We start from the raw sequence: 13,375 nt of genomic DNA, 5'->3' as shown, positions 1-13,375 counted from the left end.
GCACCCGTTCCGCCGTCGGTGGAGGCGCAATGGGGGCTAGCCGGACGTATGAAGATAATTGGATTGTCAACTCGGCGGCGAGAAACTGGTCAGAAAATCTGTCAATTCGTCGCTACAACCGTTGCAATTCAAACGGACGAATGCCCCGAATGGACTCGCGAGGCCAGCTAAATAGAGTTCACCGTCCAATCTCGATCCATCGCGGCCTGTCTCGGAGCCTCGTTCGATGCTCGGATTGGCGGGATGCCGACGCAGCGGATTTCACCTCGGCCGATGCGGATTGAAGCTCGAAGATCAATCTACGAAACTTCGGGGCTGGCTTGGGGTTCATTTCTAGGTACGCTTGAAAGCACGCCCTGCCCGCGGATGGTGAACCAGCCAGCCGAACAACGGCACCAGCGAGGGGGCGTCCTTCCGATTCCTTCCCACCTTTGCAGAATGTTTTGATTCATGACGCTCACTGATCGCCATTGTGTGGCTCGTCGACCTCATCGCCAACGCGTGACTCTGGCTCGCCCGCTCGCCCGCCGTTCGGCTTCCGCTGCTCGTGCCGGTTTCACCTTGTTGGAATTGCTGTTGGTGCTTTCGATCTTGGTTGTGATCGGCGGGATCGTGCTGGTGAACATCACCGGTGCCCAAGCCGAAGCGAATGTGAACGCGACGATGACCCAGCTCAACTCGCTGAAAAGCAACATCCAGATGTATCAAATCCGGATGAACTCGCTGCCGGAAACGTTGGAACAACTGCGCGATGGCCCCAGCGACTCGGCCAAAAAGGCCAAGTGGGTTGCTCCGATCATCACTGAAATCCCAATGGATGCATGGGGCAACGCTTTGACTTACAGCGTGAATGGAAACACGTTTGAGATCCGCAGCGGCGGAATCGACGGTCAAGTCAACACGGATGATGACATCATTGTGTCAGGCTGATTGCCATGACGCACTCGTCTCACGCTGCTCTCCGTTCACGCTCTGCGGTCTCTTCCCACGCTGCCTTCACTCTGTTGGAACTGTTGTTGGCGATGGCTGTGTTCGCGGCCATTGCCGCCGTGGTCATCCCAACCGCCGGCGCGTTGCTGTCAGATCGTAGGTTGGTTCGCGGAACAGATCAGCTGGCCGCTGAAATGACGCGTTTGCGAGTGCGTGCGATGCGAGACGGACGCGTGATGGTTTTGCGTCCGGCCGAGGCGAACTTTGTGGATGCGGAAGGGGCCAACCAATCCAATGCTTGGATCGTTTCGCCGTTGAATTCAGCCGCCGACGGAATCCAAGCGGCAGACCAATTGGGATCGCAGTCGTCATTGCTGTCGGGAGCCTCTCAGACACTGGACGCCACCGCGGTCGCACCCGTGCAAGCGGACGCACGAGTGATTCAAATGCCCGAAGGGGTCACGATCACGGCTGTGCTGACTTCCCCGGTCGGTGGGCAAAGCAGCACGGAAGCGGCGACGTTGTTGATCAACGCTGCCGAATCGACCACCGCCATCGTGCCGGGCACCAATGGCGAAGAGGTCCTGACCGCTTCTTCGGATTTCCCACCCATCTACTTCTATCCCACCGGTCAAACGAGCAACGCGAGAATCACGCTGAGTCACATCGAAGTTGGCTCGGGAGCGGTTCTGCTGCGTGGTTTGACTGGCGACACCAGTGTTGAGGTGTCACCGTGAGTGATCGAGTCCCTGTTCGTTCATCGCTCTTCCGTTCGGTCAATCCGCTCCGCCGCGGATTCTCGTTGCTGGAGATGATGTTGTCGCTGGCGATTTTGGGGGTCTCGCTCGGGATTCTCGCTCAGATCGCCGGGACTGGAACCGATGCGGCGCGTGAAGCCCGTGACCTCAGCCAAGCTCGGCTGATCGCATCAAGCAAAATGTCGGAGCTCCTGGTTTCGGCTTCGACCGGGGTGTCACCCGCTGCCACCCCCGCGATGCCGGTGGAGTCGATGGACACCGACGCGTCGACCATCTTTCAGGTGCAGATTGATGTGGTCCCGGCTCCCATGGAAGGCATGTTGGCGGTGCGCGTGAGTGTGGAAGCATTGGATCCCGATGGTGGGCCATCGCTGGCAACTTATTCGCTGACCCGCTGGATGATTGACCCCTTGTTGGGACTGAAAGAATTGGCGGAAGAAGAAGCCGCGTTGCGAGAGGAGGCGGCCAGTGCCGAATCAACTTCCATTGAATAGCCAGATTGCTTGTCGATCGCGTCGTTGGAGACGCCGTTGTTTGGACGCGGGACATTCGCCGTGGATCACGCAGCGGGCTGGGTTCACTTTGCTGGAAATGCTGTTGACGCTGGCGCTGAGCGTGGTGTTGATGGGCCTGATCAGCGGTGCGATCAACTTTTACGCTCGCGAAATGGACAATGCAGAACAGCAGTTCCGCGAAGCTCAGCTGGCCTCCGCGTTGTTGCAACTCATCGAAGACGATTTGCGGATGACCTTGGTCACGCGTCCCGTTTCCACCGAAGCGTTGTCGGAGGTGTTGGCTGCGGCCGCGGCTCCGCTGGAGAGTCTTGGGCTCACTTCGACTGACGAAGAATCGGACGATTCGCTGCCCCCCAGCGATCCTGACACGCTCAATGATGATCCCGCGTTGATGACCGACAGCAGCTTGGTGACCGGCGTGGTTTTGCAGTCACCGGGTTTGATCGGCAACGAGACTCAGTTGCAAATCGATGTCAGTCGTTTGCCCAGTTTGGAACAGGCGGCAATTGATCCTGATTTGGCGATCACGTCGGGCGTTGACCTGTTGGATCGCCCCAGTGATATCAAAACCATCAGTTACTTCGTGCAGATGGCTGGCTCGTTCGGCATCCAAGATGCAATGCAGCAGTTGGCCGCTGCGGATGAAAACGCAGCGACCCAGCCGGCTTCCACCGGTGGCGGTTTGGTGCGTCGGCAATTGGATCGTGCAATCAGTGTGCAAGCCTTGTCGACCGGCGGTTCCTCTCGATTGGATCAAACCGGTGAAGTGATTGCACCCGAAGTCGTTGCGATCGGATTCGAGTACTACGACGGGGTGAACTGGTTGCCGCAGTACAACACCGATGAAACCGGTTACTTGCCGCTGGCCATTCGCGTTCGTTTGCAACTGGCACCGACAGCGATGCCCGGCGCAGCGTCCCCTGATTCGATCAGCACCGGTTCTCTCGATCTCACGGAAGGACGTCTGTTCACGCATGTGATTCGTCTTCCGATGTCATTCCCCGAAGACGGTGAAGCCTTGCTCGCAGAGCAGGAAGCCGCCAGCACTGCGGAGACACCCGATGTCGTCGCTGAATGAGTCATCGCTGAAAATGCCAGCTCCGAAAATATCGTTGCGAAAGAGTTCAGAGCTTTGGGAATGTTCGGGCCTAAGGTCCGCTGCAAAGCCCGGCGGTCTCCGAAATGCCTCTTCCAGAAAGTCCCGCCGAGGCTTCTTTCTGGTTCTGGTCTTGATCGTGATCGCGGTTGCCACCATGGCGGTGTATTCGTTCACCGATTTGATGATCGCAGCGGACGAGACCGCTTACTTGACTGGCGATTTGGTCCAAGCCCGAACGACGGTCGATTCGGGCATCGAAGCGGTCCGTTTGACCTTGGCTCAGTCTGCTTCGCTGAGGGAGGACGCGGGCGGCGTGTTCAACAATCCCAACATGTTTCAAGGTGTTCCGATCACCGATGGAACGCAAGGCAACCCAACCAGCAACTTCACGGTGTTGGCTCCTGGGTTGACTGAGATGGGAACGCTCGGTGGCATTCGCTATGGATTGCAAAACGAATCGGCTCGATTGAACGTCAATGCGTTGGTGGTTCTGGAAGAGAACTCTGATGCGATCAACATGCTGACTGGTTTGTCGGGCGGCAGTGTCGACGCGGGCGGCATTCTGGGGGACACAGCTGGAACGGACGAGTCCGATCTGTCGACCGAGAACATCGCCGTGACCTTGTTGATGACTTTGCCTGGCATGGACGTGTCAATTGCCGATGCCATCTTGGACTGGATCGACGAAGACACAGAGCCTCGAGAAAATGGGTGCGAGGACGAGTACTACACCTCGCTGGCAACGCCATACGCGGCAGCGAATGGACCCGTGCAAACCGTCGAGGAATTGTTGCTGGTTCGTGGCGTCACGCCGCAGTTGCTGTTTGGCGCTGACAGCAATCGCAATGGCGTTTTGGATTCCGACGAACAGCAACGCTATGCCGCCAGCATCGAGACCCCCGGTGTGCTGGGTTGGGCCAGTTACTTGACAGTTCATGGTGCCGAAGCAAACAAGACGATGGACGGGGACTTCCGAGTCAACATCAACGGCGACGATCTCGAAGTGCTTTACGACGAGCTGATGACCGCGATTGGCGACGAAGTTTTTGCGTCCTTCATCGTGGCCTATCGCATGGCTGGGAAGTCATCGCTCGTGGATTCGGTGGCCAGCGGCGCGAGTGCGGAAGCGTTGGCGGCGCAGGGAATCGAGGCGCAGGACGCGGCCGATGCGGGGGCGGAGTCGGAAGGGACCGTGTTGCCTTGGTCGGTGGAAGCTTTGGCTGAGTTTGATTTGACTGCAGGGGCGGAAGTGGAATTCAATCAAGTTCTGGATTTGATCGATGCCAAGGTCACGCTTCAGAAAGACGACGAAACGTTCACTTACACCTCCCCGTTGATCGGGGAGCCCACCTTGCTGGCTGAGTTCCTGCCGTTTTTGATGGATCAGTTGACGACCCAAGAGGGCGACGTTTTGCCCGGGCGAATCAATCTGAACGAGTGCCCGGCGGAGTTGCTGATGGGGGTTCCGTTGGTCGATGTCGACACGATGACCACGATTCTGGAAGCGCGATCTCAGGACAGTGGCGGGGGAACTTCTGATCGCAATCACGAAACTTGGCCGCTCACCGAGGGTTTAGTCACCGTGGATCAAATGCGAGCGCTGTTGCCTCTGGTCACCGCTCGCGGAGATGTCTTTCGGGCCCAAGTCATCGGCTTCGATTCTGCGAGCGGGTTGGCCGCACGGGGCGAGGCCATCATTGACGCATCCACGCCAAATCCTCGAGTGGTTCACTACCGGGACCTCACGCATCTGGGACGCGGGTTTGATCTGTCGGTCCTGGGCGGAAACATCGTGGTTCCGAACAACAACTGAGTAAACTATTGCACCATGACTAAAAAAGTAGCCGTCGATTGGGACGAACAACAGATTCGCATTGTGGTCGGAGAGGTCTCCGGCAAACAGACGCGAATCACAGATGCCGCGATTTTGCCGATTCAAACCGCCGGCGTGGGAGCCACGCTGCGCAAATGGATCCAGGAGAACGGGCTGGAAAAATCGGAGTGCTTGGTCGCGGTGGGACGCGATTCGGCCGAGCTTCGGCAGATGGAATTTCCCCCGGTTCCCGACGAAGAGTTGCCGGACATGATCCGGTTCCAAGCCGTCCGGACATTTGCGTCCGCCGGTGACAGTGCGACGGTCGATTTCTTGCCGACCAGTCGCACCGAAAAAGGTGTCCGCGCGATCGTCTCAGCGACCGGAGCGAACAAACTCGATCCGATTCGCAAAGCCATCCACGAAGCTGGGATGACGGTTGGCCGAATCGCTTTGCGGCCAATCGCTGCGGCGGCGCTGTATCAAATCGTGCTGCGAGATTCGAAAAGCGATTCGACTCGATCCACCTTGGCGTTGATCGATTTGGTAGGCGACGAAGCTGAAATTGTGCTGTTTCGCGGACGCGATGTGTCGTTTGTGCGATCGGTTCGTCTGCCTTCCCAGTCGCCCGCGCGAGTCAACGCGTTGGCTGGAGAGCTTCGCCGCAGCATGATCGCCTGCGGTGCATCAGGATCCCCTTGTGACATCGCAATTTGGGGAACTGTCGATCGCCATCGAGAAGAGCTCGATCAGCTCGCCGAACGTTTGGATCAGGGGCAGGACGCGCCGTCTGAAAAGCGGTTGATCAATCCGCTGCAGATTGTCGATTGTGAACCATCCGTGGAGCCTTCTGTGGGGGAAACGGTCGGTCGATTGGCGCCCCTGGTTGGGTTGTTGGTTGCCGATGAATTGCACAGTGATCGTCTGATCGATTTTGCCAACCCACGGCAGTTCATCCCGCCCTCCACCAACCGTGGCAAAATGGCGGCGATGATTGGCATTCCCGCTGCTCTGGTGTTGGCGGTGGGATGGTTGTTGTGGAGTCAGCTCAGCACTCGCGACGCCGCGATCGCCGAATTGGAAGCCGCCAACGCTTTGGTGCGAGAACAGGTCAAGACAGCCGATGTGAGTGTGCAGCGTACAGAACGGGTCGACCAGTTCCTCGACTCCGATGTGAATTGGTTGGAAGAGCTGGTTCGTTTGGCGGAAGCTTTGCCGCCGGCGGAGGAGTTGATCGTCAAGAGTGTTTCGGCAACCGCAAGCGATCGCCAAGGTGGCGGCCGCTTGGTTGTTTCTGGGATGGTGACATCGCCCGATGTGATTGACGACATGGAGTCTTCGTTGCGGGATGAAACGCATCGTGTTGTGGGCGACGGTGCCAGCCAGGTGGATACCGAAGACGCGTATCGCTGGCAGATTCGCGAAACGGTGACGCTTGGTGGCGAAAGTGTTCGCGCGGATCGCTACCAGCGAATTGCGACGTTGGTGGAGCAACAAACCGCTGACGCGGAAGCCAGTTCCGACAGCGAACCCGAGCCAAAGCCCGATGACATTCCGCCTGATCAAGAAACGGAAGAGGCTTCCAAATCGGCCAGCCTTTCCGCCACCGCCGAACCGGAGGTGCAATCATGACTCAACGTGAACGCTTTTTAGCGATGGCCATTGGTGGCCTCTTTGTCGTCATTGCATTCCAATGGGGATTCAATCGATACCGTGATGCGGTCAAGTTTCGTGACAATCGCTTGGCTGCCTTGCAAAACGAAGCCAACACACTGAACGAAAAAGCCTTGGCCGGTGCTTACGCAGACCGCCAGATGGGCGAGTACATGGTGCGATCGTTGCCGAGCAATCCAGAACGCGCTCAAAGCACCTACCAATCGTGGTTGCTGGGCGCGGTCCGGGAAGCCGGGCTGATGGACGCAGGGGTCGACCCGGTCAGCGACGCGCCCGTGGGAGATTTGTATTACCGTTACGGTTTTCGTGTGTCTGGCAAGACATCGCTGGATGGATTGGTTGGATTGCTGCACGACTTCTATGCCCGTGATTACTTGCACCGGATTCGAGAACTGAGTTTCGGTCCGTCGCGAACGGGAGAACTGAACGTCGCGATGACCATCGATGTGATCTCGCTGAATAGTGCCCCGATCGATGCGAAAATCTCGGAAGGCGATTCATGGCGAGTGGCTCAGTCGTTGGACGAGACCCGTGACTCGATTCTGAACCGCAACTTCTTTCAGCCACCCAATCTGCCGCCGGTCTACGCGGGCGATGGAACCTTGGTCGCGGTCAAAGGTCAGCAAACGGATGTTCGACTGAAGGTGGAAGATCCGGAAGGCACATCCATCACCTATGAGTTGGACGGTGAATTGCCAGAGTGGGCGAGTTTCAAAGCCGAATCAGGAACCTTCACGTTCAAGCCGCCTGCTGATCCAGAAGAACCCGGTGACGCTGACGGTGGTCCTGGCGAATCGAAGGCCGATCCATTGAAGGTCGTCGTGCGAATGACGGACACCGGGTACCCGCGACGCCAGGTCGAAAAGACGTTGCTGGTCAAGTTGGAAGACGCTCCGCTGCCCAAGGCACCCGAGCCAATGCCGGCCAAGTTTGATGACGCGACGCAAACCTATCTGACGGCTTTGGTGCAAGGCCGTGACGACTGGACCGCTTGGATGAACGTTCGCACGCGGGGTGAAACGTTGAAGTTGCAGGTGGGTGATTCGTTCGAAATCGGATCGATGAAAGGCAGCGTCAAATCGGTTTCGGCCCGTGTCGTGCTGCTGGAGATTGGCGGCAAGGAATACGAGTTGCGGCCTTCGGGGAAATTGTCCGAAGCGGTGGCATTGGAGGCTCCCGAGCAACCAGACGCTTCACCGGACAACGCGTCCTCTGTCGGCGCTGAGGAAGATTCCAAGGCTGGTGAATCCGGTGAGGGGGAAGTGAAAGAAGAGGTGACGGAGTCGACGGAGCCTGCTGCGGAACCGGAGGCAAGCGGGGAGCCTTCGCCAGCGGTTGAGCAAGCTGAATCGTCGTCTGAACAAACTGAAGAAGCCGACTCCACAGCGACGCCAACCCCACAATCGCAGCCGGAGTGACCCCAGTTCGGATTGACAATCCAAAGACCGAGCGATAGTCTCGGTGCATCACCAGGGAAATCGTTCGCCCGGGCCGATTCGGTCCGGGCTGTTTTTTTATCTTTTCGTCACAAGACTTCTCATCGCCATGAATCCGCAAGACATTTTGCGATACGTCGATTCGCTGCATCGCGATAAAAACATCGACCCCGAACTTCTGTTCCAGGCGATTGAGTCGGCGCTTCAGAGCGCTGCGAAGAAACAATACGGTGAAGAATCCGACGTGATCGTTTCGATCAGTCGCGACAACGGTGCCATCGCCGCGACGTTGGCAGGTGAGCCTCTCGGTGACGATCAAATCGGCCGAATTGGTGCTCAGACTGCCAAGCAAGTCATCATTCAAAAGGTCCGCGAAGCAGAACGCGATGCGTTGATGCTGGAGTACCGTGACCAGATCGGTGAGATCGTCAGCGGAATGATCGGTCGTGCCGATGGTGGTGTGGCCACCGTCAATTTGGGAAATGTCGAAGCCATTCTCCCACGCAGTGAACAGATTCCTGGCGAAAGCCTGCACGCCAACGAACGCGTTCGTGCGATTGTTTTCGAGGTCCGTCCCTCGGGTGGCAACCGTGTTCGCGTCGTGCTGTCTCGAACTCGGCCGCAGTTTGTGCAGCGTTTGTTTGAGCAGGAAATTCCGGAGTTGAGTGATGGCGTGATTGCGATCAAGTCCATCTCTCGCGAGCCTGGTTACCGCAGCAAGGTTGCCGTCAGCAGCGAAGATCAGCAGATCGATCCGATCAGTGTCTGCGTCGGTTATCGCGGCAGTCGCATCAAAGCGGTTCGTGAAGAATTGGCCGGTGAGCACATTGACGTGGTCCGCTACGACAGCGACCCGGAGGTGCTGATTCCCAACGCCTTGCAGCCCGCGGAAGTCGATCAAGTTCTGTTGTGCGACATGATTGGTCGCGCAATCGTATTGGTTCAAGAAGATCAACTTTCGCTTGCCATCGGTCGTCGTGGACAGAATGTCCGCCTGGCCAGCAAGCTCTGCGGTTGGGACATCGAAATCATGACCAACGGCGAGCTCGAAGAGCAGATCGAACGTGCGGTGGGTGGTTTCAGTCAGATTCCAGGGATCACCGAAGAGATTGCTCAAGCGTTGGTCGAGCAAGGTTATTTGTCATACGATGACTTGTCCGTGATTGAGCCCGACCTGTTCATGGAAATGAGCGGTTTGAGCGAAGCGGATGTCGACCGGATCGTCGAGACGGCGGAAGCCAACGCGGAAGAGGCTGAAAAAGCCGCCGCGGAAGAGCGTCGTGTTCGAAGAGACCAAGAGCGGACCGAAAAGAAAGCTCCTGCACCAGCAGCCAGCGAAGCTCCGGCGGAAGAACCGCCGGCGGAACCAGTATCCGAGGACAACGCCGACACAGAAAACACTGAATCAGAGAGTTCCGAAGCCGCGGAAGGTGAACAGCCTGCCGCCGAGGAGGAAGCTGATTCTCCGGAGGCTAGCTCCGATGGAGAGGCCCCCACTGAAGAAAGCCCCGCTGAAGAAGCAGTCGAAGAAGCTTCTGGGGAGCTCGCGGATGAATCCAGCGAGTCCGAAACACAAGAGATTGAGACCGAATCCGAGGAATCGGAACCCGTCGCCGAGACGATTGAATCGTCCGAGGCAGAAAGTAACAAACAGGAAGGTTGAGTGAGCCGTTTTCAAAAACGGCCTGCGTACGCTATCCTAACGTGGGACCGAAGCAAAGTTGGTCTTTGCAGTCGTCCTTGGGACAATTTGAACGCTATGAAATTCCCCGTTGTTTTCAGCAAGTTTGGTGCTATCTCACTGACTCGCCGTAGCAGCGATGGAGGTCTTTTTATGCGATTTTGATGAATGAAACCACGAAGCCGCACCCGCAAGGAATTGCGAGCGGACTTCCCTATCGAATTTGACAGGATCCCGACCCAGTGCCAGTACGCATTTACGCGCTCGCCAAAGAACTGAATCTCGACAGCAAAGAACTCGTTGATGTGGTTAAAAAAGCCGGCATCACGGGCAAAGGTTCCGCGCTGGCCAGCCTCTCGGATGAAGAGGCCCAGCAAGTACGAGGTCATCTCGCCGGTTCCGCAGCGAAATCTGAATCGAAACCTAAAGTTGCGCCCCCCCAGAAGGACACGCCCACGGCTCCCGTCGCACCCGTTCGAGATTTGAGCGGAACGACCGGTCGAAAGCCATCGTCCATCAGTGTGGGTCGCCCTTCCAAACCTGCGGAGGCTAGCGAAAGTCCCGCTCCTGTGGCGCCCGTTCGCGACGGCGGCCGTCCGGTTGGCAAACCCGCGCCGATCGTTCGCACGCCCAAGTTGGCGGCCGCACCGGAAGCGACGACTCCCGAGCCACCAGCTCCTGAGAACTCGCCCAAACCTGAGATTCGACTGCCGAAAACCGGCGGTGTCGGAACCGGGATGGCTTCGCCGAGTGGACGTGGGATCGGGATGGGGGCCAAGTCAGACGGGCCTTCAACCAAACCCGCTTCGGCACCCACAGCGAAACCGGCGGCCAAGTCGGACGCGGGTGAGCGAAAGGCTCCCGAACAACCCAAACGCGAAGCTGCTGCTGCCGCGTCGGACGACGATGGGTCGTCTAACAAGGGTGGTGGATTGGCCAGTCGCATCGCGGGACGGATGGGCAACAACTCGTCCGGTCGTGTGGTTCCGAACACTCCTGGATCGCCTCTCTCGGCCGTTCGACGGGACCCCGTCGCGGCTGGTGGCAAGATGCGATCGCTGGACCGTTCTCGAAATCGTCCCGAAGATGCTGGTAAACCAGTGGAGGCCGGGAAATCCAAGAAACGTGAACCACGGATCAAGGTGAATCTGGCTCAATTGCCAAGTGCACCTGCCAAACCCACCGCTCCGGTGGGAGGCTCCGGCCCGGCAGCTCAGAAACCCGATATCAAGCTGACTCGCGACGTCATCGAAGGCCACAAGCAGGGCATGAAGGCTCCGCTTGCTCGCCTCGAGCAGGACGAAGCGGACAAAAAGCGTGTGAAGAAGGCTGGCGAAGGTACCGTCGGAGTTGTCGGCCGCGGGAAACGCGTCGCCGAAGAAGACGAAAAGCCAAAGAAAAAGGGATTGGCCGGCATGGCCAGTGCCCGTGCCGAACGTCAGCGTGGCGGCGGAGGCCGGCGGATCATCGGTTCCGATGGCGGCGATCGCCATCACTACCGACGTTCGCGTCCTCGGATCCGTCGCAAGGGTGTCAACACCGCTGCACCTCGGAAAGAGAAGGTCCAGATCGAGTTGCCGTGTACCGTTCGCAATTTCTGCGAAGGATCCGGGTTGAGTGTCGCCGACGTGATGCGAACCCTGATGGGCATGGGAATGATGGTCAACATCAATGCCGACATCGATTTCGAAACCGCCGAGTTGTTGGCCACGGAACACGATCTCGACATTGAGTTGAAGGCCGCTGAATCGCTCGAGCAAGAGTTGATCACGGAAATCGAAGAGATCGAAGACAAGCCGGAAACTCTGATCGCTCGTCCTCCAGTGGTGACTTTCCTTGGTCACGTCGATCACGGAAAAACCAGTCTGCTGGATCACTTGGTCGGCATCAATGTCGTCAAAGGCGAGGCAGGTGGGATCACCCAACACATCCGTGCCTACAAGATTGACAACAACGGTCACCCGGTGACCTTTGTGGACACACCTGGTCACGAAGCGTTCACCGAAATGCGTGCTCGTGGTGCCAACGTCACTGACATCGCTGTTTTGGTGGTGGCTGCCGACGACGGAATCATGCCGCAAACCGAAGAAGCGATCAGTCATGCGAAAGCGGCTGAGGTGCCGATCGTGGTTGCACTGAATAAGATTGACCTCGAAGGTGTCGATGCCAATCGCGTCATGACTCAACTGACCGAACACCAACTCACCCCGAGTGAATGGGGCGGCGATGTCGAAATCGTTCGCACCAGTGCCACACAAGGCATCGGGATGGAAGAGTTGTTGGAAACGTTGTTGACCATCGCTGAACTGAACGAGTACTCCGCTAACCCGGATCGTTCGGCCTTGGGTGTGTGCTTGGAATCAGAACAGCAGGGCGACCGCGGTGTGGTTGCAAAGATGATCGTCCAAAACGGAACACTCCGCGTCGGCGACATTCTGGTTTGCGGTCCGGCACACGGTCGGGTCCGAGCCATGCAAGACACGTTGACCGGCAAGCCGATTCTCGAGGCTGGTCCCAGCACTCCCGTGAGCTTGATGGGATTGGACACGCCGCCCGGTGCGGGCGACCGTTTCCACGTTCTCAAGGACATCTCGCAGGCACGCGAAATCGCGAGTGCTCGAGAAGGGGAATCCAGTCGACAGAGTTTGTCTGGAATCACCACCAAGGTCAGCTTCGACTCGTTCCAGGAAATGCTGGAAGGTGGCAAACTTGGCACCTCCGCTGACACCGTGAAGCTGAATTTGATCATCCGAGCAGACGCTCGCGGATCACTGGAAGCAATCGACAAAGAGCTGAGCAAATTCGATCACCCCGAAGTTCAGATTCGAGTTTTGCAACGCAGTGTTGGTGGCATCACCTTGGCCGACGCGACGCTCGCCAGTGCTTCGGACGCAGTGATCTTGGGCTTCAACGTCATCCCGGATGAAAAGGCTCGATCGCTGGCCGACGAACGCGGTGTTGAGATTCGTCGTTACGACGTGATTTACAAGTTGACCGATGACATTCGCGCTTTGATTGAAGGACGCTTGAAACCAGAAGAACGCGTGGTCGAACTCGGCCGTGCCCTGGTCAAGCAAGTCTTCTCAATCAGCCGAATTGGAACGATTGCAGGGTGCTATGTCGCACAAGGTTCGATTCAGCGGAATTGCCGCATTCGAGTCAACCGAGACGGACGTACCATTGGCGATTATCAACTCGACACGCTTCGTCGGATCAAGGAAGACGTCAAGGAAGTTCCCCGCGGCATGGAATGCGGTATTCGTCTTCAAGGCTTCAACGACATCAAGCAGGACGATGTTTTGGAAGCTTACAAGATCGAAGAAGTCGCTCGAAAACTCGATTGAGTGTTCGAGTCGGAAACTGGCAGCACATGGCATCGATGTGCTGCTGGGTTCCAGCATGGAACGAATTCAGTCCCCTGATCGGAGCGGGCACCATGGCCAGCTCGGTTTTTTCTTTTGATGCGATT

At 57.5% G+C, this 13,375-nt stretch carries 9 protein-coding genes; all 9 read left to right on the top strand.

The features are described 5' to 3' along the window. The first annotated feature begins 450 nt into the window (after positions 1 to 450). The 9 genes from UH5x_RS07845 (at position 451) to infB (ending at position 13,250) form a co-directional block, all read left to right on the top strand. Complete coding sequence (locus UH5x_RS07845; RefSeq protein ID WP_047814274.1) at positions 451 to 930, top strand: type II secretion system protein GspG; 480 nt, start codon at positions 451 to 453, stop codon at positions 928 to 930. Positions 931 to 935: 5 nt separating this feature from the next. After that, the gene (locus UH5x_RS07840) at positions 936 to 1,667 is read left to right on the top strand and encodes a prepilin-type N-terminal cleavage/methylation domain-containing protein (RefSeq protein WP_482635317.1); all 732 of its coding nucleotides are present in this window, start codon (positions 936 to 938) and stop codon (positions 1,665 to 1,667) included. Positions 1,668 to 1,741: 74 nt separating this feature from the next. Then, entirely contained in the window at positions 1,742 to 2,182 is a 441-nt protein-coding gene (locus UH5x_RS07835) for a hypothetical protein (protein ID WP_047814296.1), read from the top strand. A 64-nt stretch (positions 2,183 to 2,246) separates the two neighbouring features. After that, positions 2,247 to 3,281, top strand: coding sequence for a prepilin-type N-terminal cleavage/methylation domain-containing protein (locus tag UH5x_RS07830; RefSeq protein WP_102017560.1), 1,035 nt, complete (start codon positions 2,247 to 2,249; stop codon positions 3,279 to 3,281). Beyond that, positions 3,265 to 5,115 carry a type II secretion system minor pseudopilin gene (locus tag UH5x_RS07825; protein ID WP_482635316.1) on the top strand — a complete coding sequence of 617 codons (1,851 nt, stop codon included), beginning with the start codon at positions 3,265 to 3,267 and terminating at the stop codon, positions 5,113 to 5,115. Before UH5x_RS07830 ends, UH5x_RS07825 begins: the two co-directional genes overlap by 17 nt. A gap of 15 nt (positions 5,116 to 5,130) precedes the next feature. After that, on the top strand, positions 5,131 to 6,747 hold the full coding sequence (locus UH5x_RS07820) for a hypothetical protein (RefSeq protein WP_482635315.1): 1,617 nt from the start codon (positions 5,131 to 5,133) through the stop codon (positions 6,745 to 6,747). Continuing rightward, the gene (locus tag UH5x_RS07815) at positions 6,744 to 8,207 is read left to right on the top strand and encodes a hypothetical protein (RefSeq protein ID WP_482635314.1); all 1,464 of its coding nucleotides are present in this window, start codon (positions 6,744 to 6,746) and stop codon (positions 8,205 to 8,207) included. Before UH5x_RS07820 ends, UH5x_RS07815 begins: the two co-directional genes overlap by 4 nt. 127 nt (positions 8,208 to 8,334) lie before the next feature. Beyond that, the gene (gene nusA / locus UH5x_RS07810) at positions 8,335 to 9,888 is read left to right on the top strand and encodes a transcription termination factor NusA (protein ID WP_482635313.1); all 1,554 of its coding nucleotides are present in this window, start codon (positions 8,335 to 8,337) and stop codon (positions 9,886 to 9,888) included. Positions 9,889 to 10,148: 260 nt separating this feature from the next. Next, on the top strand, positions 10,149 to 13,250 hold the full coding sequence (gene infB, locus UH5x_RS07805; protein ID WP_482635312.1) for a translation initiation factor IF-2: 3,102 nt from the start codon (positions 10,149 to 10,151) through the stop codon (positions 13,248 to 13,250). Positions 13,251 to 13,375 lie beyond the last annotated feature (125 nt).

This window comes from Rhodopirellula sp. UH5, assembly GCF_056839225.1.
The sequence above is the reverse complement of the archived record's forward strand: the minus strand, read 5'-3'. Positions and strand labels throughout refer to the sequence as shown.